The organism is Flavobacterium sp. F52 (assembly GCF_000278705.1).
GTDB lineage: Bacteria > Bacteroidota > Bacteroidia > Flavobacteriales > Flavobacteriaceae > Flavobacterium > Flavobacterium anhuiense.
Window position 1 is genome coordinate 442003 of sequence record NZ_AKZQ01000037.1, and the last position, 23281, is coordinate 465283.

27 protein-coding genes are annotated in these 23281 nt (G+C 34.2%); 4 read left to right on the top strand and 23 right to left on the bottom strand.

The window, feature by feature from the left end:
- Positions 1 to 2 precede the first annotated feature (2 nt).
- The 6 genes from FF52_RS20425 to FF52_RS20450 all read right to left on the bottom strand — a co-directional run bounded on the left by FF52_RS20425 (position 3) and on the right by FF52_RS20450 (position 6809).
- Positions 3 to 800, bottom strand: a complete 798-nt coding sequence (locus tag FF52_RS20425) for a hypothetical protein (RefSeq protein ID WP_008468576.1) — start codon at positions 798 to 800, stop codon at positions 3 to 5.
- Positions 801 to 918: 118 nt separating this feature from the next.
- On the bottom strand, positions 919 to 2247 hold the full coding sequence (locus tag FF52_RS20430; RefSeq protein WP_008468578.1) for an aldehyde dehydrogenase: 1329 nt from the start codon (positions 2245 to 2247) through the stop codon (positions 919 to 921).
- A gap of 75 nt (positions 2248 to 2322) precedes the next feature.
- Complete coding sequence (locus FF52_RS20435) at positions 2323 to 3012, bottom strand: RluA family pseudouridine synthase (protein ID WP_008468580.1); 690 nt, start codon at positions 3010 to 3012, stop codon at positions 2323 to 2325.
- 189 nt (positions 3013 to 3201) lie between these two features.
- Positions 3202 to 4020 carry a 3-methyl-2-oxobutanoate hydroxymethyltransferase gene (gene panB, locus FF52_RS20440; protein WP_008468582.1) on the bottom strand — a complete coding sequence of 273 codons (819 nt, stop codon included), beginning with the start codon at positions 4018 to 4020 and terminating at the stop codon, positions 3202 to 3204.
- 51 nt (positions 4021 to 4071) lie between these two features.
- Entirely contained in the window at positions 4072 to 5265 is a 1194-nt protein-coding gene (locus FF52_RS20445) for an SH3 domain-containing protein (RefSeq protein ID WP_008468584.1), read from the bottom strand.
- Positions 5266 to 5381: 116 nt separating this feature from the next.
- A complete protein-coding gene (locus FF52_RS20450; protein ID WP_008468585.1) occupies positions 5382 to 6809 on the bottom strand; it encodes an L-serine ammonia-lyase in 1428 nt (475 codons plus the stop codon).
- 296 nt (positions 6810 to 7105) lie between these two features.
- Between FF52_RS20450 and FF52_RS20455 the strand changes: the two genes are divergently transcribed.
- Genes FF52_RS20455 through FF52_RS20465 form a run of 3 tightly spaced genes read left to right on the top strand, consistent with a single transcriptional unit; the run spans position 7106 to position 10074 of the window.
- Positions 7106 to 9253 (top strand): cation:proton antiporter, encoded by a 2148-nt coding sequence (locus tag FF52_RS20455; protein ID WP_008468587.1) that lies wholly within the window; start codon positions 7106 to 7108, stop codon positions 9251 to 9253.
- A gap of 15 nt (positions 9254 to 9268) precedes the next feature.
- Entirely contained in the window at positions 9269 to 9700 is a 432-nt protein-coding gene (locus FF52_RS20460; protein ID WP_008468589.1) for an SMI1/KNR4 family protein, read from the top strand.
- Between the two features lie 11 nt (positions 9701 to 9711).
- On the top strand, positions 9712 to 10074 hold the full coding sequence (locus tag FF52_RS20465) for a glyoxalase (RefSeq protein ID WP_008468591.1): 363 nt from the start codon (positions 9712 to 9714) through the stop codon (positions 10072 to 10074).
- Between the two features lie 91 nt (positions 10075 to 10165).
- On the opposite strand, the gene FF52_RS20470 is transcribed toward FF52_RS20465, so the two are convergent.
- From FF52_RS20470 to FF52_RS20490, 5 genes are all read right to left on the bottom strand, one after another.
- Complete coding sequence (locus FF52_RS20470) at positions 10166 to 10849, bottom strand: 2'-5' RNA ligase family protein (protein ID WP_008468593.1); 684 nt, start codon at positions 10847 to 10849, stop codon at positions 10166 to 10168.
- Positions 10850 to 10854: 5 nt separating this feature from the next.
- Positions 10855 to 11223 carry an iron chaperone gene (locus tag FF52_RS20475; RefSeq protein ID WP_008468594.1) on the bottom strand — a complete coding sequence of 123 codons (369 nt, stop codon included), beginning with the start codon at positions 11221 to 11223 and terminating at the stop codon, positions 10855 to 10857.
- Between the two features lie 262 nt (positions 11224 to 11485).
- The gene (locus FF52_RS20480; protein WP_008468596.1) at positions 11486 to 11953 is read right to left on the bottom strand and encodes an SRPBCC family protein; all 468 of its coding nucleotides are present in this window, start codon (positions 11951 to 11953) and stop codon (positions 11486 to 11488) included.
- Between the two features lie 140 nt (positions 11954 to 12093).
- A complete protein-coding gene (locus FF52_RS20485; RefSeq protein ID WP_008468597.1) occupies positions 12094 to 13044 on the bottom strand; it encodes a polysaccharide deacetylase family protein in 951 nt (316 codons plus the stop codon).
- Positions 13045 to 13049: 5 nt separating this feature from the next.
- Entirely contained in the window at positions 13050 to 13442 is a 393-nt protein-coding gene (locus FF52_RS20490; protein WP_008468599.1) for a DoxX family membrane protein, read from the bottom strand.
- Between the two features lie 86 nt (positions 13443 to 13528).
- Between FF52_RS20490 and FF52_RS20495 the strand changes: the two genes are divergently transcribed.
- A complete protein-coding gene (locus tag FF52_RS20495) occupies positions 13529 to 14365 on the top strand; it encodes a helix-turn-helix domain-containing protein (protein ID WP_008468600.1) in 837 nt (278 codons plus the stop codon).
- Positions 14366 to 14377: 12 nt separating this feature from the next.
- Here the strand turns inward: FF52_RS20495 and FF52_RS20500 are convergent, their stop codons facing one another.
- The 12 genes from FF52_RS20500 to FF52_RS20555 form a co-directional block, all read right to left on the bottom strand.
- A complete protein-coding gene (locus FF52_RS20500) occupies positions 14378 to 14959 on the bottom strand; it encodes a TIGR00730 family Rossman fold protein (protein ID WP_035692095.1) in 582 nt (193 codons plus the stop codon).
- Between the two features lie 93 nt (positions 14960 to 15052).
- On the bottom strand, positions 15053 to 15580 hold the full coding sequence (locus FF52_RS20505) for a GNAT family N-acetyltransferase (protein ID WP_008468607.1): 528 nt from the start codon (positions 15578 to 15580) through the stop codon (positions 15053 to 15055).
- 143 nt (positions 15581 to 15723) lie between these two features.
- Positions 15724 to 16845, bottom strand: coding sequence for a lactonase family protein (locus tag FF52_RS20510; RefSeq protein WP_008468609.1), 1122 nt, complete (start codon positions 16843 to 16845; stop codon positions 15724 to 15726).
- A 96-nt stretch (positions 16846 to 16941) separates the two neighbouring features.
- Positions 16942 to 18045, bottom strand: a complete 1104-nt coding sequence (locus FF52_RS20515; protein ID WP_008468611.1) for an MBL fold metallo-hydrolase — start codon at positions 18043 to 18045, stop codon at positions 16942 to 16944.
- On the bottom strand, positions 18046 to 18468 hold the full coding sequence (locus FF52_RS20520) for a DUF1801 domain-containing protein (protein WP_008468612.1): 423 nt from the start codon (positions 18466 to 18468) through the stop codon (positions 18046 to 18048).
- A 7-nt stretch (positions 18469 to 18475) separates the two neighbouring features.
- The gene (locus tag FF52_RS20525; protein ID WP_008468613.1) at positions 18476 to 19519 is read right to left on the bottom strand and encodes a serine hydrolase domain-containing protein; all 1044 of its coding nucleotides are present in this window, start codon (positions 19517 to 19519) and stop codon (positions 18476 to 18478) included.
- Positions 19520 to 19604: 85 nt separating this feature from the next.
- Entirely contained in the window at positions 19605 to 19973 is a 369-nt protein-coding gene (locus FF52_RS20530; RefSeq protein WP_008468614.1) for an ester cyclase, read from the bottom strand.
- A 79-nt stretch (positions 19974 to 20052) separates the two neighbouring features.
- A complete protein-coding gene (locus FF52_RS20535; protein ID WP_035692100.1) occupies positions 20053 to 20265 on the bottom strand; it encodes a hypothetical protein in 213 nt (70 codons plus the stop codon).
- A 7-nt stretch (positions 20266 to 20272) separates the two neighbouring features.
- Positions 20273 to 20689, bottom strand: a complete 417-nt coding sequence (locus tag FF52_RS20540; protein WP_008468616.1) for a hypothetical protein — start codon at positions 20687 to 20689, stop codon at positions 20273 to 20275.
- A 53-nt stretch (positions 20690 to 20742) separates the two neighbouring features.
- Positions 20743 to 21657: a helix-turn-helix domain-containing protein gene (locus FF52_RS20545; protein WP_008468617.1), complete on the bottom strand. Its 915-nt coding sequence runs from the start codon at positions 21655 to 21657 to the stop codon at positions 20743 to 20745.
- A 12-nt stretch (positions 21658 to 21669) separates the two neighbouring features.
- Positions 21670 to 22566, bottom strand: coding sequence for an NmrA family NAD(P)-binding protein (locus FF52_RS20550; protein ID WP_008468618.1), 897 nt, complete (start codon positions 22564 to 22566; stop codon positions 21670 to 21672).
- A 92-nt stretch (positions 22567 to 22658) separates the two neighbouring features.
- Positions 22659 to 23144: an SRPBCC family protein gene (locus FF52_RS20555; RefSeq protein ID WP_008468619.1), complete on the bottom strand. Its 486-nt coding sequence runs from the start codon at positions 23142 to 23144 to the stop codon at positions 22659 to 22661.
- Positions 23145 to 23281: the final 137 nt, after the last annotated feature.

Consider the following 23281-nt stretch of genomic DNA (forward strand, 5'->3'; position numbering starts at 1 on the left):
TTTTAATCTACATTGTATTTTCCGATTGAATCAATTGAATCTTCTTCTTCAGAATGTGTTCCAAAAATGGCAAAATAAGTTGCATAAATCATAGAGCTGTTAAAAACAACTGTAAAAATGATTCCGACACAACAGCCGATAAGACCAACCATTGAACCAAGAAAACCTATGATAAAAAAGGCAAATATGTTAAGCGGATTTTTAGTAACAATAATAATACTTGATTTTATAGAGTCAATTGCTTTAAGATTTCCGAAAACAATTAATGGGATAGATAGATACATGAAGTAGGAAACCATAAATGAAATTATGTTTCCAACAAATAAAACTCCTGAACTTTCAACTAAATTGGCAAGAGCTGTTCCTAAAATTGCTGGAATAAAAGCAGCAATAAAAATTTGCCCAAAATAAGGGCTTTTGTAGTAAGTGAAGATAGTTGAAACATTGAATTCAACGTCTTTATCTGCAGAGTCTGCCATTTTAAGAAAACCTGCACCAAAAGGAGCTGTAATTCCTGCAACTACAGAGACAGCAACGGTTTGTATAACAAGTTCGATAGCAGTGAATTGTTGATTTTCTAGGTTCTCGATGAAATCTCTTGATATGGCTTGTGCTCCAAAATAAGCAATCATTATACCCATAAAAGCCATAGCGGCAATAATCGAAAATACTAAGATAATAAGCCCCGAGTACAGTGCTATTTTTTTATAGTTCTCAAAAGCATGATTAAAAACTGTAGCAAAATCAAGGGAATAGCCATTTTTTTTAATGTCCTCGATTTGGTTAAGTGTAGATTTCATTTTGATGTAAAATTGTTTTATAGACTTATAATATTGAAAGTATCTTGACGTAAATATAATATTTTTAATCAATACCATATAAAAATCTACAAAACATTCCGAAATGTTTTTAACTGATTTATAGCCAGTCTAAAATTCGTTTTATCGAAGCCAATTTATCTTTGTAAGGCGCATAACGCATAGGCAAATCAAGCCAATTTCCTTTTTTGACAATTGCTTTATGATGAGAGAATGTATCGAAACTTCGTTTACCGTGATAGGCGCCAATTCCGCTATGGCCGACACCACCAAAAGGCAGTCTATTATTAGAAAAATGAACAACAGTATCGTTGATACACCCGCCTCCAAAGGAGTATTTTGAAATTAATTTCTTTGTAAATGAATTATTTTCGCTAAAAATATAAAATGAAAGAGGTTTCTCATAGCGACTGACAACCTTTTCGATGTCATTTTCATTTTCATAAACGAGAATAGGCAGAATCGGGCCAAAGATTTCTTCTTTCATAACTGGACTGTCCAAATCTGGCTCTTCAAGAAGTGTTGGCGCAATATAAAGTTTGTTGGCATCACTTTCTCCGCCAAATAAAATATGTTCGTCTTGAATCATATTGGTGAGTCGGTACCAGTTTTTTGTATTTATAATTCGCGCAAAATCAGGAGATTTGTCAATTTTCTTGCCGTAAGCTTTGATGATTTCTTCAATTAAGTAAGAAATGAAATTAACCTTCATATTTTTCTGAATCAGAATGTAATCGGGTGCAATGCAAGTCTGACCGGCATTAATGAATTTTCCCCAGACAATTCGTTTTGCGGCAAGTTTTAAGTTGGCAGTTTCATCAACAATACATGGGTTCTTCCCGCCTAATTCCAAAGTAACTGGAGTTAAATTTTCTGCTGCCGCTTTTGCAACAATTTTACCTACAGCAACGCTTCCAGTAAAGAAGATATAATCCCAACGCTGTGCAAGCAGTTTATTAGAAACTTCGATTCCGCCTTCATAAACTTCGACGTGATTAACATGAAAAGTTTTTTCTATAATTTTTGCAATTATGGCCGAGGTATGAGGTGTAAGTTCAGAAGGTTTTAAAATCACTCTATTTCCTGCAGCAACTGCAGCAACCAACGGACATAAAGCAAGCTGAAAAGGATAATTCCAAGGCGCTATAATCAATACATCTCCATAAGGTTCTTTATAAAGATAATCGCTAGAAGGAAAATTTAAAAGTGAAGGAAAAACGCGTTCAGGTTTGGCCCATTTATTAATGTTTTTTATAACATCTTTGAGTTCTGAAATGACATAATTGGTTTCGGTCAAAACAGCCTCGAACTCAGGTTTTTTAAAGTCATCGTATAAAGCTTTTACGATTAAATCTTCGCTTTTTTGAATATTATACAATAACTTTTTTAGAGTTTCCTTTCGATATCCGATGTTATTTTTATAATCCATTTTCCGATTAACTTGAATTTTCCCTATGCAAGTTAATTGATAAAATTTAAAAATTTAACAATTAAATCATAAAAATCATACAGCATTCCAAATTGGGTCGTCTGGTGTCGGCGCGATAATAGTTATGTTTTCTTTAGAAACAGGATGTACAAAAGTTAGTTTTCTGGCATGAAGATGAATTCCGCCATCTGGATTGCTTCGGTCTGCGCCATATTTTAAATCTCCTTTTATGGGCGAACCAATGGCACTCAATTGAGCGCGAATCTGATGATGACGTCCTGTATGCAAATTGATTTCGAGCGCCGTATAATTTTGAAGTTCTTTGATAATCGTATAATCTAAACTGGCTAATTTGCTATCAGGCACCTCTTTTGAATGTGCTTTTGAAGTATTGTTTTTTTCGTTTCGTTTTAAATAATGAACCAATTTTGCTGATGCTTCACGTGGTTTGTTCTTTACAACTGCCCAATAGGTTTTTTTAGTTTCACGATTGCTGAATAACTCATTCATTCGCGATAAAGCTTTACTAGTTCTTGCAAAAACCACAATTCCAGTTGTAGGCCGATCCAAACGATGAATCACACCCAAGAAAACATCACCAGGTTTATTATACTTTTCTTTAATATATTCTCTCACAACATCAGACAAAGGTTTATCGCCTGTTTTATCGCCTTGAACAATATCGCCCACACGCTTATTAACCACAATGATGTGATTGTCTTCGTGAAGTATCTGCAGGTTTTCTTTGGTAGAGATAATTTTCATTACGAGAATTTGAATTATATAGAAGTTTGGCTAAAGCCTTTAAGGAGGATTAAAAATAAACCTCCAGCTAAAGCTGGAGGCAATTTATAAAACCTTTGCACCTTTGTTACTTTGGATCTTTGATCCTGAAAAATCTTAGTCCCGATAGCTATCGGGATAGCAACTTAGGACCTTAGTATCTTAAAAAAATTAATATTGTTCCTTTTCATTAGGAAAATCACTAGACTTAACATCAGCAGCATATTGGCTGATTGCTTTTGTCATTTCTTCGTAAAGATTTAAGTAACGGCGCAAGAAACGTGGACTGAATTCGTTGTTCATTCCTAGCATATCATGGATTACTAGGACCTGACCGTCAACGCCACCTCCAGCACCAATTCCGATAACAGGAATAGAAATACTGTCTGCTACTTTTTTAGCGAGAGCTGCTGGGATTTTTTCCAAAACGACAGCAAAACATCCTACTTTTTCAAGCATTTGAGCATCTTCAATTAATTTCTCAGCTTCTTCTTCTTCTTTAGCGCGAACAGTATAAGTCCCGAATTTATAGATAGATTGAGGAGTTAGTCCCAAATGTCCCATTACTGGAATTCCGGCATTTAATATTTTTTTGATAGACTCTTTAATTTCTTTTCCGCCTTCCAATTTCACAGCATGCGCACCACTTTCTTTCATGATTCTGATAGAAGAACGTAAAGCTTCTTTTGAATCTGACTGATAACTTCCGAAAGGCAAGTCAACTACAACCAAACCTCTTTCTACAGCGCGAACTACAGAAGAAGCATGGTAAATCATCTGATCTAAAGTAATAGGCAGAGTAGTTTCATGACCAGCCATTACGTTTGATGCCGAATCACCAACTAAAATTACATCGACACCAGCGGTATCAACAATTTTCGCCATTGTATAATCATACGCAGTCAGCATAGAGATTTTTTCTCCATTGCTTTTCATTTCAATTAATGACTTTGTTGTGATTCTTTTATAATCTTTTTTTGCTACAGACATTTTATTGTTTTTTTGATAATGTAAAAGTATTGAATAATTGTAAAAGGGGAATCAGCAATAATAGAATATTTCGACAGAAAATAGTTTTCCGTCTTTAAATTCTAATCGGAATTGGCTGTCTTCCATGATGATACTGTAAATGTGGGGCGATTTTAGAGAAGCTTCAATATAAGTTCCATATTTTTCAATGAAAGCTTTTTCAGACAGCGTATGATCTAAAATAGCGTTTTGATTTATAATAAATTTGTTGTTTTCGTTGATGAAAACTTTAATGATTTCTCCCTGCTTTTGTTTTTCATCAACAGAAATTTCCAAATCTGGATAGTAGTAAAATAAATCACTCAAATAAATGCCGCATTCGTCTGAAATACGAGTTTTTTTGGGTGGATTTCCCATCGTTTTAATTAAATCTGCCAGCGAAATGTTAACCGATTTTGTTTTAAAACCTTTTAAAGAATAATGGGATTTTTGAGTAAAGGCAATAAGCTGTTCTGATAATTTATGATTTGCCAGTCCTTTGGCTAAAGCCATATTCAATTCTGTTTCTGCTAATAATTTTGGGTCGTTGATTTGCTTCACAACTTCATAATATCTTTGATATGCTGGTGTAAGTTTAGCATATTCGCTGTTCCAAGCCAATTCTACAATTCTTTCGCTAACCGTTTTTCGTTCTTTAAGAGCGTTTGCATCAAGTTTGTCGAAATCTTTCAATAAAGCATCAAAATTTGGTCTCATACCAAGAAATTTTCTCAGTGTATATTTAGAATATTCTTCATTAAAGCTTCCGCTGATATTTACCCATTCGTCAGGATTTACAGGAAGATAGTTTACTGCAACAGGATCTCCTGTAAATAAAATTTCTCTGATTTTTGAAGTTTTATCGGGCAAGGCTCTTGCTTTTAGTCCAGCAGCAAGAACAAAAAGGTGATTGCCTCCGTAGTAAGCATCTCCGCCTTCCAAAATAGGATTTTTGGTATCTTTAATTTTTACATCTTTTGCGTTAAGGCTGTTTGCAATAAACTTTTCTTGCACATAACCTTCGTTCAAATTATCAGCTTGTATTTTGTACCAGCCATTTTGATTTTCAGATAATAAGCGAACTTCTGCTCCATATTTAAAATACCCTAAAAAATCGGCAGATGCATTCGGAGAAATAAATAATCTTGTATCAGAATTTAAAAAATAACGTTCTTGAGAATGAAGTAAAATAGAACAGAAAAAGAGTAAAAGGTAAAGTTTTTTCATGTAAATGGTTGGTTTTTTCTGCCACGAATTACACGAATTTACACCAATTTTTTTTGAGTATTTGAGTGAAATTTAATTCGTGCTAATTTGTGTAATTTGTGGCAAACCTTAAAAAGTTAACAATCAGCCATATTTACGGCAACTGCAAGACCTCCTTCAGAAGTTTCTTTGTATTTTGAATTCATATCTTTTGCTGTTTCCCACATTGTGTTAATCACTTTGTCTAAAGGAACTTTAGCATTTTTAGAATCCGTTTCTAAGGCCAATTCAGCAGCATTTATTGCTTTAATGGCGCCCATTGTATTTCTTTCGATGCAAGGAATCTGAACCAAACCGCCAATAGGATCGCAGGTTAAACCTAAATGATGTTCCATTGCGATTTCGGCTGCCATAAGAACCTGAGCAGGAGTTCCGCCCATCAATTCGCATAAAGCTCCCGCTGCCATCGCAGAAGAAACGCCAATTTCAGCCTGGCATCCGCCCATTGCAGCAGAAATAGTAGATCCTTTTTTGAAGATACTTCCGATTTCGCCCGCAACCATCAAAAATTGTTTGATTTCTTTTTCGCCAGCACTATGGTTTTCGATCACCATATAATACATTAAAACGGCCGGAATTACTCCAGAACTTCCGTTGGTAGGTGCTGTAACAACACGTCCAAGAGAAGCATTTACTTCATTCACGGCAAGTGCAAAACAGCTAACCCATTTTAGAATCTGACGAAATTTTACCTCAGTTTTTCTAATTTCTTCCAACCAGCTTTGCGGGTCGGTATAATTAGACAATCCGATTAAGTTTTGGTGCATGTCAAAAGCTCTCCTGCGCACATGAAGTCCGCCAGGAAGAATGCCTTCAGAGTGGCAGCCAATGTACATGCATTCCAGCATGGTATTCCAAATGCGCATTAATTCTGAATGCACTTCGGCTTCTGGACGCATCGAAATTTCATTTTGATATACAATTTCAGAAATTGATTTATTTTCAGTAATCGTATAATTCAACAATTCAGCTGCGTTTTGAATCGGGTAAGGAAACGCACATTTTATAGCTTTTTTTTCTTTAGCATTGGTACGTTCTTCTTTTACAACAAATCCGCCTCCGATAGAATAAAAAGTAGATTCATATTCAGAATCATCAGATTTGTAAGCTGTAAATTTCAAACCATTGGCATGAAACGGAAGAAAATCTTTGTTGAAAACAATGTCTTGAAGAAAAAAGAACGGAATCACTTTTTGGTTGCCCAAATTGATTTCGTTTGTAGTTTCGATTTTTTTAATAATTCCCGCAATATCTTCAACAGGAATATATTCAGGATCTTGTCCGCTCAATCCGAGCATTACAGCAAGATCTGTTGCGTGGCCTTTTCCAGTTAAAGAAAGAGAGCCATATAAGTCGACTTTTACTCTTGTAATGTCGTCTAAAATTGCTTCGTTTTTGAGCTCTTCAAGAAAACGTTCGGCAGCGCGCCAAGGACCTAAAGTATGTGAGCTTGAAGGGCCAACGCCAATTTTAAGCATATCAAAAACAGAGATACATTCTTCCATTGTTCAATTTTTGTTAAGACAAAGATAATCGAATAATGCAATTATGATTATTTTTTGATTGTTAATCTTGCGTATTTGTTAAAAATAATATTAAAATTTAATAATTCGGCAACGAAATAAATTTAAAACCTTAATATGCGCTTTAAGTAAAAAGTTCACTATTTTTAGGTATTTTTGTAAAAGAACGAGTGCTAAAAAATACTCGATTCTTCAATATTAATACTTCATGGATTTTGTTTGAATTCTGAAAATGTCTTTTTACAAATTATAATGCCACAAGAAGATAAAGTTACCATATGATAGAATTTTTCAGACATCTATTACAAGAATTCGAATTACCTTTAAGCAACCCCGTATTGATTTTTTCGTTAATACTTTTTATTATTCTGCTTTCGCCGATTTTGCTTAAAAAGATTAATATTCCGGGAATTATTGGACTAATTATTTCTGGAGTTATTATCGGTCCGCACGGTTTAAATATCTTGGCGAAAAACTCTGCAGTTGATCTTTTTTCAACAATTGGACTTCTTTACATTATGTTCATTGCTGGATTAGAATTGGATATGAATGAGTTTAAAGCCAATCGAAATAAGAGTTTGCTCTTTGGTTTTTTTACCTTCATTCTGCCGCTTTCAATTGGTTTTCCAGTTTGTTTTTATTTGCTTCAATACGATTTTAATGCCAGTTTTTTAACTGCGAGCATGTTTGCGACACATACTTTGGTTGCGTATCCGATTGTGAGTAAATTGGGAATTGCCAAAAATCAAGCAGTTGCCATTACTGTGGGAGGAACAATTTTGACCGATACAGCTGTTTTGATTATTTTGGCCGTAATTATGGGAAGTGCTCAAGGAAGCTTAAATCAGGCTTTCTGGATCAAATTGACTATTTCGCTGGCAATTTTTTCAGCCATAATGTTTTTGCTTATTCCAAGAATTGCTAAATGGTTTTTCAAAAAATTAGAGAGTGAAAAACATGCACATTACATCTTTGTGCTTTCTGTTGTTTTCTTTGCAGCTTTTTTGGCCGAAGTAGCAGGGGTAGAGCCTATCATTGGCGCGTTCGTGGCTGGATTGGCATTGAATCCTTTAATTCCGCATTCTTCAGCATTAATGAATAGAATTGAGTTTATTGGAAATTCATTATTCATTCCGTTTTTTCTGATTTCAGTAGGAATGTTAGTTGATGTCAGCGTTATTTTAAGCGGACCAACAGCTTTAATCGTAGCCGGAACTTTGAGTGTTGTGGCAATATTTGGAAAATGGATTGCAGCATTTTTTACTCAAATTGTTTTTAAATACACCAGAACCGAAAGACAGCTTATTTTTGGGTTGAGCAGTGCGCACGCGGCAGCAACTTTAGCCGTGATTTTGGTGGGTTATAAAGCTAAAATTTTAGATGAAAATATCTTAAACGGAACCATTATTCTAATCCTGATTACTTGTATTGTGGCTTCGTTTGCAACTGAAAAAGCCGCTAAGAAAATTGCAATCTGCGAAGAAGAGTTTTCTCATGAAGATGCTGGTAGGGATCAAATTTTAGACGAGCATATTCTGATTCCGCTGGCGAAAACTTCTGCCGCGGCAAGTTTATTGGATTTTGCTCTTTTGATAAAAGATAAAAAATCATCTAACCCCATTACTTTATTAACGATTGTTCCCAATAATAATCAGGCCGAAAAGAACATTTTGAAATACAGAAAAGCGGCCGATAAATTTGTTATTCAAGGCTCGGCTTCAGAAGTTAAAATCAATACCATTGCCAGAATTGACCACAATCCAGCGAGTGGAATTGCCAGAACTTCAAAAGAAATTATGTCCGATATTGTAATTGTCGGATGGCCGAGAAAAACAGGATTTATCGATAAAATTTTTGGAGAAAATGTAGATTCAATCATCAATAATGTTGATAAGAGTCTGTTTATCTGTAGATTTCAGAAGAATTTTATCGAAGAAAAAAGATTGGTTTTTATTTGTCCTCCATTTTCTGAAAGAGGTGTCGGGTTTCATTTACTGCTTCAGAAAATATGCCGTTTATCACAGGAATTGAGTATTCCGATTGTGCTTTATGCTGAATATAAAACTCACGAAACCATTCAGCAGATTGCTAATAATTTGAAATTAAATGCCAAATTAGGATTTAAAAATGTTTCTGATTGGGAAGATTTTGAAAGTATTTCAGACGAAATAAAACTAACCGATTTAGTAGTTTTTAATCTTTCTAGAAAGGGTTCTGTTTCATATCAGTCTATTTTTGATAAACTGCCGCAGAAATTTGAAAAATATTTCAACGATAACAATGTGATTTTAGTTTATCCGCAAGACGATAGAAAAGAAAGTTCAATGGATGCTTATGAAGATTTTACATCATCGCCTTTAGCAAAAGGAATCGAAGCCATAGAACAGATCGGGCGAGGTATTGGAAGTATTTTGAAGAAAGGATAACTCATTTATAGTTTTATGACAGAAGAATTAGCAGAGATTTTTAGGAAGTATGTTTTTCCAAAACGGGATGAAAATTCTTTAGTAGCAATTGAAGATATTCAGGAGCATTTAAAATTTGATCTTCCAGAAGACTATGTTTATTATGTTGAGAATTACTTGGGAATAGATCAGTTTATTGGAGTTGAGTTTATAAAACTTTGGAGTCTAGAAGAAATTATCGATGCAAATTTAGAATATCATATTTTTGAAAAACTGCCCCAAACACTCGCCATTGGCACAAATGGAAGCGGTGAATTTATAGGAATTGAATTTGATGATGATAATTCTGTAAAAATCATTCTTTCTCCTTTTATTGATTTGAATTCTAAGTATCACGTCGAAATTGGAAAATCATTTACAGATTTTCTTGTTCGACTAGATAAGGGAATTGAATGGTTTCAAGATTAAAAATAAATGCTATGAATCACAAAATAAAATCAATCAGACCTTTTATTGGAGCTAAAAATTTCGAAATCTCAAGAAGCTTTTACCGCGATTTAGGATTTGAAGAAACAGTTTTAGAATCTAATTTTTCAGTTTTTAAATCTGGAGAAATCGCTTTTTATCTTCAAGATTATTACGATAAAAGTTGGATTGAAAACACTATGATTTTTGTAGAAGTTGATGATGTCGAGCGTTATTATGACGAGCTTTTAGCTTTAAATCTTCCCAAAAAATACGAAAGAGCAAAATTAACTCCGATAAAATATTTAGATTGGGGAAGCGAATGTTTTCTGCACGATCCAGCAGGAGTTTTATGGCATTTTGGAAAATTCAAGTAAATGAATATTTGATCGTACCGCGATTCGAATAATCGAATTTGCAATTCAACTCATTTCAATAATATAAATTCGTGAATTCGTGGCAAAAAAACTATCTCAATCCAAAATCACCCAAAACACGAGTTGTTTTTTTACGCTGATACCAGTCATTGTAAACCAATTCTAGATTTTTGACTTCGAATTCTCCAAAATCATAATCACGAAATTTATCTGCAATTTCAATCAGTTTTTTAGGATCATGAAGTTTTTCTTGAAAACGCATTACTGTAGAATGTGCGGTAGAAATCTCATATCGGCTGTCTATAGATTGCTGTAATCCTGAATTTTTGAAATTTTCACGCAGTCTATTTCTAAGATTATTCAACGTTTCGTCACTTGGGAACCCCTGAATCATAATGGCTGATGGAGAAGCGGTTATGCCTTTGTAATGAATTTTGATTTTCTCTACTTCAACAAGACTTCTGCAGATGATTTCAATATATTCGTTGGGAGAAATCTGATTCATACTAAAGTTTTCTGAACAAGAAATAATCGACATTACCGTAATATGGATATCTGAATCTGGATAAAAATACTGTTCTGGTTCAGCTTTTTTTAATTCGTTGATAAAAGTCTGAATGTTGGCTTTTATTTCATTATTCGGGCGAATAAGAAGCGTGATTCCAAAACGGGAATCGGATTCGTTTTTAAGTTCAGAATCAATCGAGTATTTTCCTGCCGAAATGATTTCAGAAGATGTTTTATAAAGCTGATTGTAATGTTCGGTTAAATTCATTAGGGTTATTTCTTTTTTGCTTTTTCAAGATTTTCTTTTACCCTAAACTTAACGATTTTGGTAATTAAATCGTAAGGCATTGGATCTTTCAAAGGAAACTGCACAGAACCTTTTCCTGATTTATATTTTGAAAGTTCTGCAGCAAAAGCTTCATGTCCAGAAGGCAGTGCATAAAGCCCGATATGATTTTTAAAAGCTGCAAAATAAACGACAATCCCTTTCTGCTCAAAAGCTGGCATCGAATAACTGATTTTCTCTTTAGCGTCAGGCGCCGCTTTCTGAATCGTCATACGAACTTTTTCTAAAACTTCCTGAACATCATTCGGAAATCCACCAATGTATTCGTCTATATTTTCGGGTTTCTTTACTTCCATAGTTTTTTTGTTTCAGGTTTCACGTTTCAAGTTGACTTTCTTTGCGGTTAAATTTTTACCGCAAAGTGCGCTAAGGTTTTTAAATGCGAAGACTAAGCAAAATCTATATTTTAAGTTCGCAAAGCATAGTCTATAAAAAACTTTGTCTAGACAAAGCTTTGTGAACTTTTTCATTTTAAATGACTCTCAAAAAAACTTAGCGTTCTTTGCGTAAATCTTTGCGTGCTTTGCGGTAAAAAAAGACTTTTGCGGTTAAATTTCATCAAGCAAGCCCTTTCGGAAAGCGATCTAAAACTAGATTCAATCTTAAATTATGTTCTAAATAAGCTTTTGCTCCAGCCAAAACCAAAGTGAAACCCTCAGTTGAGTTGCGAACCTGATCGATTATTTTGTCTGAATCTCCGTGAAAACCAGAATTTGTAATACTAACAAACGTTTCATTTTCGTTTAACGGACTAAAAACCCATTCGACCAATGTAATTTCGTCAGGATTTCCCCATTCGATCACAATTTTTTTATTTTCTTGAATGACAACTGTCGTAACAGAAAGAGAGAAACCATACATTTCCCAAGTCCATTCGGTTTTTTGGTTTTCCTCTAATTTTCCTGATCCTTTTGTAAACCAAAATTTACTCGTAATCTGCGGATCAATAAAAGCCTGAAAAACATCTGAAACAGGTTTTCTAATGAGCATTTCGGCCTTTGCATATTTGTTGTTTTCTGTTTTCATGGTTGATGAGTAAGATGTGTAAGTTAAAAATGAGTTTTTTGGGACTTCTAAATTAAGAAAGAAATTCCGAAAAAAGGGAATAAAAAAAATCCATACAAGTTTTTTCCTTGTATGAATTTTATGGTTTTGAATTTAAAATATTATTCTCGTATTGTAGTTTTATCGTGTAAAGCAATTTCTGCAATTTCGTCTTTTCGTTTAAAGCTGACACCAGTGTGCTGCTGCATATATCTAATAAGTTCATACGTAGCATTTACCATTTGAGGCGTACCGCCAATACGGTCATGAAAACTAATAGACATTTGACGGCGCTGAGTTTCGCTTTCAGCATATAATTGGTCAAACTCCATTTTAACCTGTTGTAAGAACTGGTCAGCGGAAAAGTTTTTCCCTTCTATTAAAACAATATCATTGCATCGAAGCGTATATGGAACAACGGCAAAATCCTTGTTTTTTACCTGAATAATGAAGGGCTCGTCTCTACTGAGGTCATCAATATGGTATTTAAAACCAAGTTCCTGTAAAATATCGAGTGTGTTTTGTCCTCTACGAAGCCAATTAGCATTGTAACCTATAGGAGTAAAACCAGTAATTTTTTTGATTGCGTCTACACCATCTTTTATAAAGTTTTTTTCTTCTTCATATGGCATTGTATATTGTGTGCTCCAGTTCATTCCGTGTGCTGCGGCTTCATGGCCTCTTTGAACAATTTCTTTTGCCAGTTCAGGATTTTTTAAAACGGCAGTTCCAACCATGTGTGAAGTTACTTTTACCCCTAATTTATCCCAATTGTCCAACATGCGGGGAATACCTTCTTTATACCCGTAATCGTACCAAGTTGCAGCAGGAAGATCAATAAAGCCTTTTTGTATATTTTGAGGAAAAGGACTTTCTGTATTTTGCGGCTGCCCTCCGGCTTCAAATTGCATGGAAATCGAAACGACTAATCTTGAACCATCGGCCCATTTCGTTTTTTGAGTAGAAAAAAGCGGAGCATTTTTTTGAACACTAGACACAGCTTCGATAGGGTTTATCAAGCCAGCGATTCCTATTATACTGGTTTGTTTTATGAAATTTCTTCTTGAACTCATGATGTTTATTTTTTAATTAAAGTATCAATTGCCCAGCTGTTGTAATCTACAAAATGTAATAACAAAGCAAATAATGAAATGTGAATTAATTGTGAGGGAATAGCCTCCCAGTTTTCAATCATTGATGTTCCAAATAGCAGAGCCAGCATTACTAAGGATCCGGCAATTAAAGATGGTTTTGTAAATAAACCGAGCAATAGTAAAAAACCAATCGCAAATTCGGCTATGGGAAGCAGGTAACTGAATGGTGTTACAATTATTTTTGGCAGTATAGAATTTTCAAAACTGCCAACCATCCAATTACTGAAAGCGGTAAGTTTTGGCAATCTGACTAAGCCATGGCCAAACATGCTGATTGCAACAGCAAGTCGTAAGAATAAAAATGAGGTTGTTTCCATAATGATGTGATTTTTATACGACAAAGTTGCATATAACAGATTGTCAAAATTTGTACAATCATTGGAATAATTTGTATTTTTGAAAGATGGAAATTAGAAATTTATACCAACCTTTTGAACTTCAGTTTTTAGAAGTTTTAGAATATGAAGCAAAAGAACGCAAGAATACTTTCTTTGAGATGGTTTTTGTTTTAGAAGGAAAAGGAATTCAGATAATCAACGACCACAGATTACCTTACAGCTCAGACAAACTTTTTTTAATTTTCCCTCAGGATACGCACAGTTTTGAGGTTATGGAGAAAACGAAATTTTTCTTTATACGATTTCATGATAGTTATTTAAAGACACAAAATAGTGAAGGAATTCAGAAACTTGAATTTATTTTTCATAACCACAATCACCTGCCGGGATGCATTCTGAAAACCGTAACTGATAAACCTTTGATTAGGACAATGATTGAAGCGCTAATTATGGAAAAGGAAAATCAGTTTCCACAGCAGCAAGAAGTTATTAAACAGATTTTAAATACTATTATCACAATAGCTGCTAGAAATATTTCGCTCATTGCACCTTTAAATCTAAATCAGTCTAACATTGCTCCAAGTTTGGATTTATTAAATTATGTCCATCAGAATATTTATCAGCCAGAACATTTGAAAACATCCAACATGGCTGCTGTCTTTAATATTTCGCCAACCTATATCAGCGAATATTTTAAAACCAAAACGGGTCAAAGTATTCAGAAATATACTATTACTTATAAAATCAAACTAATAGAAACTAGATTAAAATATACAAACATGCAGATTAATGAGATTGTATATGAGTTTGGTTTTAGTGATGCCAGTCACCTGAATCGATTGTTTAAAAAACATACGGGTTTAAATCCAAGTGATTATAAAAAACAGTTTAAAAGTGTATAGGTAATAATTCTATCAAACGTTCCTTTTATCAATCCATTTCCCAACAGTTGGCGCAACATAATTTTTCATTTGGTTGAGCAAATCATCAATATTATCACTAACCAAAAGCATTTCTCGATTCACTTCTTTTAGCAATCCTTTTTCTGTCATGGTTTGTAGTAAAGTTATCAAAGCATCATAAAAACCGTTTACGTTCAAAATGGCAATTGGTTTTTTATGCAAGCCTAATTGCGCCCAAGTCAGCATTTCGAAAAGTTCTTCTAGCGTTCCAAAGCCTCCAGGAAGCGCAATTACACCATCACACAAATCATTCATTTTGGTTTTTCTTTCGTGCATGCTTTCTACCAAAATTAATTCGGTCAAACCTAAATGAGCAATTTCTTTAGATCGTAAAAAGTTTGGAAGAACCCCGATTACTTTTCCGCCTGCATGTAAAGCGCCGTCAGCAACTGCGCCCATCAAGCCCACATTAGCACCTCCATAAACTAATTCTATATTTTGCTCGGCTAAAGTTCTTCCTAAAGCGATTGCCTGTTCTTCGTAAATTTTTTCAGTGCCAAAACTAGAAGCGCAGAAAACGGTTATTCTTTTCATTTTTTTTATTTTTTTAAGAAAGGAAAGATGGAAGATGAAAGAAGCAAGAGGATTTTTTCCAACTTCTTTCATCTTTCATCTTTCATCTTTCATTTATTCTTTTTTCTTCAACTCATATTCAAAATAAGGCACTTCTGCACCATTAACAATAAATGTCAGTTCATTGATTTTTTCTGCTCCAAGTTTCAGAACGGCTTTTTGAGAACGGAAGTTTTCAGCTCCAACATGAAAAAGTACTGAATTAACATGCTGGAAAGCGTAATCCATCATTAATTTTTTGTTTGATTTATTATATGGCCCGCCCCAATATTTTCTCGTAATAAAAGTGTAACCAATTCCAACGCTCGATCTTTCGGGATTATAGTCGTAAAAACTACTTGTTCCCATTATTTCATTAGTTTGTTTATCAAGAATTAAGAACGGATTTTTTGTAATTATAATATCAAAAAAAGTTTTAAAACCTTCTTTTGTATAGCGGTCTTTTGCAGGATTCTGCTCCCAAATCAAAGGATCGGAAGCCGCTTCAAATAAGGCATCAAAATGTTTTTCTTCTAATGGAATTAATTTTGAGATTTCGTTTTCAAGGAAATCGGGCTGTAAATTGAAGTTTGATATTTCCATTTTTTTGTTTTTTGATTGGTTAATTTTTATTCCATTCAGTTTCTCGTTTTTAATCTTTGTTGATTCGTCAGAAATCTTTCAACTTCGCTCAGGAAGACAGAATCAAATCTGTTTTAATCTGCAAAATCTGCATGAAAAAAAAATTAAATCTGTTTAATCTGCACACATGAAACATTTTGCATTTTAATCTGTTTTCCTACTTTTTTTAATAACCCAGTTTTAAAATCTCTTTTAAAAACAATTATATTACCTGTTAGAACATTCGAAGCGACTAAAAATTTTCCGCTTTCGTCAATCGCAAAAATTCGAGGATGTTTTCCTAAAGTAGATTGATAACCAATGCTTTTCAGTAAACCATTTTCATCAATAGAAAAAATAGCAATATTGTTTTCCTTGCCTCGGTTTGTAGCATAAAGAAATTTACCATCAGGAGAAATATGGATGTCAGAACTTTCAAAACCTTCTTTTATTTTTTCTGGATGTGTGGCAATGCGCTGAATTTTGTTTAAAATGTCATTTTCATAATTGTAAACGCTTATTTGTCCCGCCATTTCTTCAATGCAATATCCCCATTTTTGATTGGGATGAAAGGTAAAATGTCTTGGTCCAGCTTCTATATCAGTTTTCGTAAACGGATTTTGAGTTTCAACTAAAGGTTTTTTCTGATTTTCATCAAAAGCATAACAGCGAATTTTATCGGCACCTAAATCGGGCAAAAACAAATAATCGCACTTTGGAGAAAATACAGCTGAATGTACATGAGACCTGGTTTGTCTTTCTTTATTCACGCTTCCATCCATGTAGTGAAAATTCTGTGCAATCGAATCGATTTTACCGTTTTCCAGAAGAGGATAAACAGAAACGCTGCCTTCTGTATAATTGGCGTTGGCAAGCCATTTTCCGTTTTTATGAACGCTGACATAAACCGGATTTTCGCCACCGCTTCTTTGGCTGTTTAAAAAAGTCAAAGTTTTCGCTGTAGTATTAAATTCAAAACTGCTCACGCTTCCTGCATTTGGAGTTTTGGTATCTGTACAGGCGTAAACATATTTTCCATTAGGAGAAACTGTCAAATAAGACGGATTGACAATATTTTTAACCGAAGTAAATTTGGTCAGCTTTCCTCTCAAAGTGTCCAATAGATAAACCTGAATTGCTTCTGCCGTTTTATCACGATTATAAGAGCCCAAAAAGACATAAGTGTTTTGAGAAAAGATGTTGGTTGTTACGAGAAATAAAAGTGCTAAAAAAAATTTGTTTTTCACGGTTTTTTAAGTTTGTTTCAGGTTTCAGGTTTCAAGTTTTCCTATACTAATTGGAAAGCTCTTCGACTTCGCTCAGGGTGACATAACAATTAATAATTAATTAACCTCTTTCCACCATTGTTTAAATTGCTGTTTATCATCTTTTAAATCTACTGTTTCGCCAATCATTGGTGTAATTAAAGTAATTGGATTTTCAGACAAACTATTCAATTCTGTAACTTTTTTCAAAGGTTCATCCCAAGAATGAAGCGATAATGAAAATTTAGAAGAATGCACTGGGAAAACTCTTTTGGCTTTTAGGTCTTTCATGGCTTTTATTACATCTTCTGGCATATTGTGAATGTATTTCCATTTCTCATTATATTGGCCATTATCAAGTAAAGCAATGTCAAAAGGGCCATATTTTTCACCGATTTCTGCAAAATGAGAATCGTAGCCACTGTCTCCACCCAAATACATTTTAAAATCTTTAGTTTCGAGAATAAACGAAGTCCAAAGCGTATTGCATCTTTTAAAGCTTCTGCCTGAAAAATGCCTTGATGGCGCGGTATGAAGTGTTAGATTTTCATCTAATTTGATGGTGCTGTACCAATCTTTTTCGATAATTTTATCTGACGAAAATCCCCAGAATTCCAAGTGCGAACCAACGCCAAGAGCCGTGATTATTTTTTTAGTTTTAGGTTTTAATTTTAAAATCGTATCGTAATCCAAATGGTCATAATGGTCGTGCGTAATCAATAAATAGTCAATTTCTGGAAGATCGTCGACCGTATAAATATCAGATCCTTTAAACGATTTTGTTGTACCAGGAATCGGAGAGGCGTTACCGCTAAAAACAGGATCAATTAAAAAACGTTTTCCTTCAAGCTGAATAAAATAGGAAGAATGCCCAAACCAAACTAAAATATCCTGATCTAAAGAAAGTTCTAATAAATTGGTTTTTATAGACGGAATCAAATCTGTCGGAGTTTTTCTTTCTACCTTTTTAAAGAAAAATTCAAATAAAACTCCCGCCATGCTTGCTCCTTCGATCAAATCTGGCGTAAAACTCTGATTTTCGAATTTCCCATTTTTATACTGAGGAGAGTTTTGAATTTGAATGAGCCTTTCGCCAGAAGGCGCTTTCCCGAATTTTGGGTGGTTCAAAAATCGGTATAGAACAAGGGCTATTAGTACTAATAGAATTAAAAATGTAATCATTTATTTTGAGGGATATAATTTCTGGGTATGTGCTATAGAAAGTAAAACTATTTCTTTTAAGATTTCGATGTTGGTATCAGCCAATTTTTTAATGTAAATACAGGCTTTAGAAGAGGTATGTTTTCCAAGTTGAGATAAAAGTGCTTCTCTTTTTTTTTCTGGCAGATAAAAATAAACGGTCAGTGCAGTTTTTCTTGGAGAAAAACCCGCAAGTGGCGCATCTCCTTCATGTCCGCTTTCATATTTGTAATGATAACTTCCGAAACCAATAATACTAGGTCCCCACATTTTAGGTTCAGATCCTGTTATTTCCTGCATTATTTTTAGGAGTTCGAAAGCGTCATTTCTTTTGCTATCATTTTCAACAGCGTTAATAAAATCAGTAACGCTATTTTGAGTTTCTGTGGTTTTATTTTTTGCCATTTTAGCTTTACTTTTTCTTTAATAAATTGGTTTTCAAAAGCATGTTTTTGATTTTAAATTCAGAAGCATAATACAAATTAGAATCTTCAGGCATCTGATTTTCCATGACAATCAAACTCACATCACTTTCTGGGAAATACAAATTTACAGAAGAAAAACCATCTCCTAAACCTGTGTGGCCAAGATATTTAACGGACTCTTTTTCTACAACTCTAATCCCGTAGCCGTAACCGTCTTTTTCTTTGCCGAAGAAATTGTGCTGGGATAGAATGGTATTTTGAGTTAATAGCTGATAAGACTCTGGTTTCAGAATTTTTCCTTTATGAAGATTATTGTTCCAAATCGCAAGATCTGAAACGGTTGAAATAATGCCATCTGCTCCAAGACTTTCGTCAGTAATTTGTCTAGTTGTAATAGGTTCCAACTGATTTTTTGCATTAAAATAACCAGTTGCCAAATTTTGAGTTTTATCTGCAGAATAGCAAGAAGTCTGATTCATTTTTAATTTCTTAAAAAGCGATTCGGCAACCTCTCTATAACTTTTTTTAGAGCTGAATGCTACAATTTTGGCAACCAAATTGAAACTTAGATTTCCATATTTAAATTGCGTTCCAGGTTTAAAACCCAATGGTTTTTGTAAATCTACAATTCCGTGAGAATGATTTAAAAGTTGATGAACTGTAACAGAATCTGCCCAAGTTTGCGTGAGTTCTGGCAAGTACTTTTTGATTGGAGCATTCAAATCGACATTTCCTTTTTCAACTTCCAATAAAAGTAAGGTTGCGGCAATTAATTTGCTGTTTGACATGATTTCGAATTGTGTATCCAATATTAAAGGTTTTTTGGTTTCAAAATTCGAAAAACCTTCGACTTTAGAGTATAGCGTTTTTCCGTTTTGCGAAATTAAAACCACACCATTAAATTTAGGATTAGCCTTTTGGAGTATACTATCTATGCTTTTTTTATAATCCTCTTTTTTTTGAGCTGATGAATTGAAAGAAGAAGCGAAGATTAAAACAAATAATAAGGAGATTTTGGTGATGAAGTTCATTTTGGTTATTTATTTTCTTTTAGTTAGTTTTCAGTCTTAGTCTCAGTTTTCAGTTCCAAATTGGCGCTGCCACTGTGACTGTAAACTAAAACATTCCATTTTGATTAATTGAATCTTTTGGTACAGGTTGCCCGAGATCCCAGAGTTCGACGATTTTATCATCCTTAAACTTTAAAATATGAACTACTGCAAAACCAATATCTTCCGAATTCTGCTTTAGGTGAGAATGTACAGCAACGAATTTATCGTCTTCTAAAATATGGTGGATTTTGAAAATTTTATTTGGATTTGTTCTGGCAGACTCTTCCATAGCAAGCATTAATGTCTCTGCATCGCCTTTGAAGTAGGCATTATGATGCTTGAAATTTTTTCCGACATATAACCGAAAACCTTCATGAGAATGTCCTTTGGCTGCCAATTTCAGGAAGTTTTTAGCGATTTCTTTCTTAGTCATGATTCAGGATTTAAAAGTAAACTAAGATATGAAATTAAGCGCTACAAATTTTGCAGAAAAGAATTGAATAATTATAAAATTAAACTTCTTCCGATTTGATTTTGGAAAGGTCTATGCCCAATTTAGCAAATTCTTTTTCTCCCAATTCAGTGATGTAAAAGTGTTTGTCTGAAGCCTCATTTTTGGCAATCCATTTTTTGTCTGCGAATGTTTCAAAAAGCAGTTCGCCAAGTTTACCTCCAATATGGCTGTAGCATTTTTTAGCTGGTTTTATAGTGTTTTGAGTTTTCATTTTTTCTTTAGATTTTCTTTTTTGAAGCAATTTTAGAAGCCAGATATGCCATTGGAAGATAAGCTAAAACCAAATCGACAGCGCTAAACCAAATTGGAGATGGAAGTGTAAAAACCATTGTGATGCCCCCAAATAAAAAGAAAGCTCCGATAATAAAAGCCAGTTTTGTTTTGTGAGAAGCCGCAGATAATGCAGTTGTAAGCGCTCCAGCAAAAGTTCCGATGGCGTGGGCTAAAAAAGGAAATAGAAAATGCTTTGGCTCAAATAAGTGCATGCTAGCCTGTAAACCTTCTGTAGTAGTAACATCTGCGCCATTTGGTGGCGGAATTATAGAACCGCTTATCAAAATGATACTCATATTGACAATGCTTCCGACAACGAGACCTGCAATTACGGCCAAAGTATTTCTTAAAATAGGGTTCATAATTTTCGCTTTTATTGTAACGAATTTATGAAATTTATTCTTTTGTTAAATTATTAATTGAAAGATTGCCTGAACTCAATTGGAGAGACATTAGTCTTTGTTTTGAACAATTTGCTAAAGGATTGCTGATGTTCAAAACCTAATTCAAAAGCAATTTCGCTAACAGATAAATTAGTAGTCGAGAGTTTTTCTTTAGCTTTTTCGATCAGTTTATTATGAATATGCTGCTGTGTGCTTTGTCCTGTATGATGTTTCAGTAAGGCACTTAAATAATTTGGCGATACGTTCAAGTTTTCGGCAATATAATGCACTGTCGGAAGTCCCTTTTTTGTTAAAGAATCGTTGTTGAAATAGTCTTCGAGCAATTTTTCCAATCGTGCCAGAATCTGATGATTGCTTATTTTTCGAGTAATAAACTGGCGGTTATAAAAACGCTCAGAATAAGTCAATAGCAATTCAATTTGAGCGATGATAACATCTTGACTGAATTTATCTATATTGGATTGGTATTCCTGCCGAATATTTTGAATGATGTCAATTATCAGTTTTTCCTCTTTATCAGAAAGATGAAGCGCTTCGTGAACTGCGTATCCAAAATATTCATATTGCTTGATTTTCTGTGCAAGAGGCGTATTCCATAAAAAATCAGGATGGATCAATAATGACCATCCTGTATGCTGCATTTCGGCATTTCCTTCTATAGAAAAAACCTGTCCTGGCGAAATAAAAAGTAAAACACCTTCTTTGAAATCATATTCCTGTTGCCCGTAACGCATTTTGGCATTTGCGTTTCGTTTCAGTGCAATCGAATAAAAATCGAGCATCAAGCTTTTTGGCTCGTCTTCATTCAAGTATTTTAAATCTTCAAAATTATAGACGCTCACCAAAGGGTGTTCAGGTTTTGGCAAGTTTCTAAATTCATGAAATTCGCTGATACTTTTTATTCGGACCGGTTGTAGATTTGCCATAGTCTAAAGTACTTAATTTTGATTATAAATCGAAGCAAATTCTATAGCATAATCTGACAGTTTTGTTTTTCCTAAAACTGAAGGACGATTTTGCTCATAATCTGCGCCCAATGTATTGTTGTAAAGTGCTGCGTACATTTCTACCAAACCTTGCGCAATTTTTGGCTGCATTCCAACAGAAATTAACCCGTTTATGGTTTCTTCATCGCTAATTAACTTCCATTCTAAATTGGGTTTGCCTATTGCTTCACCCAAAATTTTTGCAGTCTGATGGCCAGAAAGTTCTTCACTCGCCACATAACGTATTTTTTTCCCGTCAAGCGGACTACTTATTTCTTCTGTGATAGCTTCTGCAATGTCATTTGGAGAAACCCATGGAATCAATGAATCAGCTCCATAATTTGCCGAAATAAAACCTTGATTTTTTATCGCAGGAATATATGCCAGCAAATTGTAGTAAAATGAAGTCGGACGCATAAAAGTAATTGCAACATCTGACAGCTGATTCAAGACAGCTTCGATTTCATTATAACGTTGAATGATTCCAGATTTTTCTTTTAAATGTGCGCCAATACTGCTTAAGAAAACAACACGTTTCACTCCAGAAAGTTTGATGGCTTCTGCGTAATTATTTCCAATTTTTCGGGTAAAGGCATCCAAGTCGAGATTCGGATCAAAATAATTTGTACGCGGAATCATGCAATAAACGGCATCTGCTCCAGTAAAGGTTTGAGTTAAAAAACTTAAATCTTCTACAGAACCAATTGCAGCTGATGCGCCTAGTTTTTCAATTTCTTCTTGTCTGTCGTTACTGCTTGTGATTACAGTAACAGTATTTCCTTTTTGTACTAACGCCTCTGTTAATGGCTTGCTAATGTTCCCTAAAGAACCTGTAATTATTATTTTCATTTGTTCTATATTTTGATATTACAAAGTTGCGTAACATCAGAACAAATCATTTAGCCGAATCTATTGTTGTTGTAGCCTTTTTTATAGCAACCTTAGTTTTTAGATAAAGCCCTTTCGGTTTCTATTTGAGGTTTTCCAGTTGCATTAGGCTGTCCTTTTCCGGTTTCAATTAGTTTTTTCAAACTGTTCTCGATATAGTTGCTCCAGCCAGCTTTGCAAACATCAAAACATTCATATTCTGGAACCAGACCAACATGTGTAAAAGTGAGCTTTGTTTTACTGTCTTCTTGCGAAATATCAAAAACGGCCGTAGTATTGGTCCATTCTGTATCGTCTTTGGTGAAACTGAAATAATTTTCCTCAATCAGCCAAACAATTTTCTGGTTCGGAATGACTTCGATCAGTTTTATTTTGCAGCGGTGAACATCTTCATAATGGTATTTGAATTCGTCGCCTTCATTTGCTGTTTTCCCTTCAATTTCTTCCGACCACCAGCCTTTAACGTTTTGTATGGCTTTAAAAACTTCTTCGGGTGATTGATTGACAATTATTGTTGTGGTAAAATCTTGAGTATTCATAATCAATTGAATTTTAAATTAGTAAAGTAAAATTACAATCTAAAAATCAAATGATTAAGGTGTCTAGAAGACAATTTTGAGGTGTATTTCGGACAGGTTTAGATTTTAGATTTTAGATTTTAGATTTTGGATTTTGG

Coding starts and splice junctions, on each gene's coding strand:
- FF52_RS20425 (WP_008468576.1), bottom strand. CDS start 800: ATGAAATCTACACTTAACCAAATCGAGGACATTAAAAAAAATGGCTAT.
- FF52_RS20430 (WP_008468578.1), bottom strand. CDS start 2,247: ATGGATTATAAAAATAACATCGGATATCGAAAGGAAACTCTAAAAAAG.
- FF52_RS20435 (WP_008468580.1), bottom strand. CDS start 3,012: ATGAAAATTATCTCTACCAAAGAAAACCTGCAGATACTTCACGAAGAC.
- panB (WP_008468582.1), bottom strand. CDS start 4,020: ATGTCTGTAGCAAAAAAAGATTATAAAAGAATCACAACAAAGTCATTA.
- FF52_RS20445 (WP_008468584.1), bottom strand. CDS start 5,265: ATGAAAAAACTTTACCTTTTACTCTTTTTCTGTTCTATTTTACTTCAT.
- FF52_RS20450 (WP_008468585.1), bottom strand. CDS start 6,809: ATGGAAGAATGTATCTCTGTTTTTGATATGCTTAAAATTGGCGTTGGC.
- FF52_RS20455 (WP_008468587.1), top strand. CDS start 7,106: ATGATAGAATTTTTCAGACATCTATTACAAGAATTCGAATTACCTTTA.
- FF52_RS20460 (WP_008468589.1), top strand. CDS start 9,269: ATGACAGAAGAATTAGCAGAGATTTTTAGGAAGTATGTTTTTCCAAAA.
- FF52_RS20465 (WP_008468591.1), top strand. CDS start 9,712: ATGAATCACAAAATAAAATCAATCAGACCTTTTATTGGAGCTAAAAAT.
- FF52_RS20470 (WP_008468593.1), bottom strand. CDS start 10,849: ATGAATTTAACCGAACATTACAATCAGCTTTATAAAACATCTTCTGAA.
- FF52_RS20475 (WP_008468594.1), bottom strand. CDS start 11,223: ATGGAAGTAAAGAAACCCGAAAATATAGACGAATACATTGGTGGATTT.
- FF52_RS20480 (WP_008468596.1), bottom strand. CDS start 11,953: ATGAAAACAGAAAACAACAAATATGCAAAGGCCGAAATGCTCATTAGA.
- FF52_RS20485 (WP_008468597.1), bottom strand. CDS start 13,044: ATGAGTTCAAGAAGAAATTTCATAAAACAAACCAGTATAATAGGAATC.
- FF52_RS20490 (WP_008468599.1), bottom strand. CDS start 13,442: ATGGAAACAACCTCATTTTTATTCTTACGACTTGCTGTTGCAATCAGC.
- FF52_RS20495 (WP_008468600.1), top strand. CDS start 13,529: ATGGAAATTAGAAATTTATACCAACCTTTTGAACTTCAGTTTTTAGAA.
- FF52_RS20500 (WP_035692095.1), bottom strand. CDS start 14,959: ATGAAAAGAATAACCGTTTTCTGCGCTTCTAGTTTTGGCACTGAAAAA.
- FF52_RS20505 (WP_008468607.1), bottom strand. CDS start 15,580: ATGGAAATATCAAACTTCAATTTACAGCCCGATTTCCTTGAAAACGAA.
- FF52_RS20515 (WP_008468611.1), bottom strand. CDS start 18,045: ATGATTACATTTTTAATTCTATTAGTACTAATAGCCCTTGTTCTATAC.
- FF52_RS20520 (WP_008468612.1), bottom strand. CDS start 18,468: ATGGCAAAAAATAAAACCACAGAAACTCAAAATAGCGTTACTGATTTT.
- FF52_RS20525 (WP_008468613.1), bottom strand. CDS start 19,519: ATGAACTTCATCACCAAAATCTCCTTATTATTTGTTTTAATCTTCGCT.
- FF52_RS20530 (WP_008468614.1), bottom strand. CDS start 19,973: ATGACTAAGAAAGAAATCGCTAAAAACTTCCTGAAATTGGCAGCCAAA.
- FF52_RS20535 (WP_035692100.1), bottom strand. CDS start 20,265: ATGAAAACTCAAAACACTATAAAACCAGCTAAAAAATGCTACAGCCAT.
- FF52_RS20540 (WP_008468616.1), bottom strand. CDS start 20,689: ATGAACCCTATTTTAAGAAATACTTTGGCCGTAATTGCAGGTCTCGTT.
- FF52_RS20545 (WP_008468617.1), bottom strand. CDS start 21,657: ATGGCAAATCTACAACCGGTCCGAATAAAAAGTATCAGCGAATTTCAT.
- FF52_RS20550 (WP_008468618.1), bottom strand. CDS start 22,566: ATGAAAATAATAATTACAGGTTCTTTAGGGAACATTAGCAAGCCATTA.
- FF52_RS20555 (WP_008468619.1), bottom strand. CDS start 23,144: ATGAATACTCAAGATTTTACCACAACAATAATTGTCAATCAATCACCC.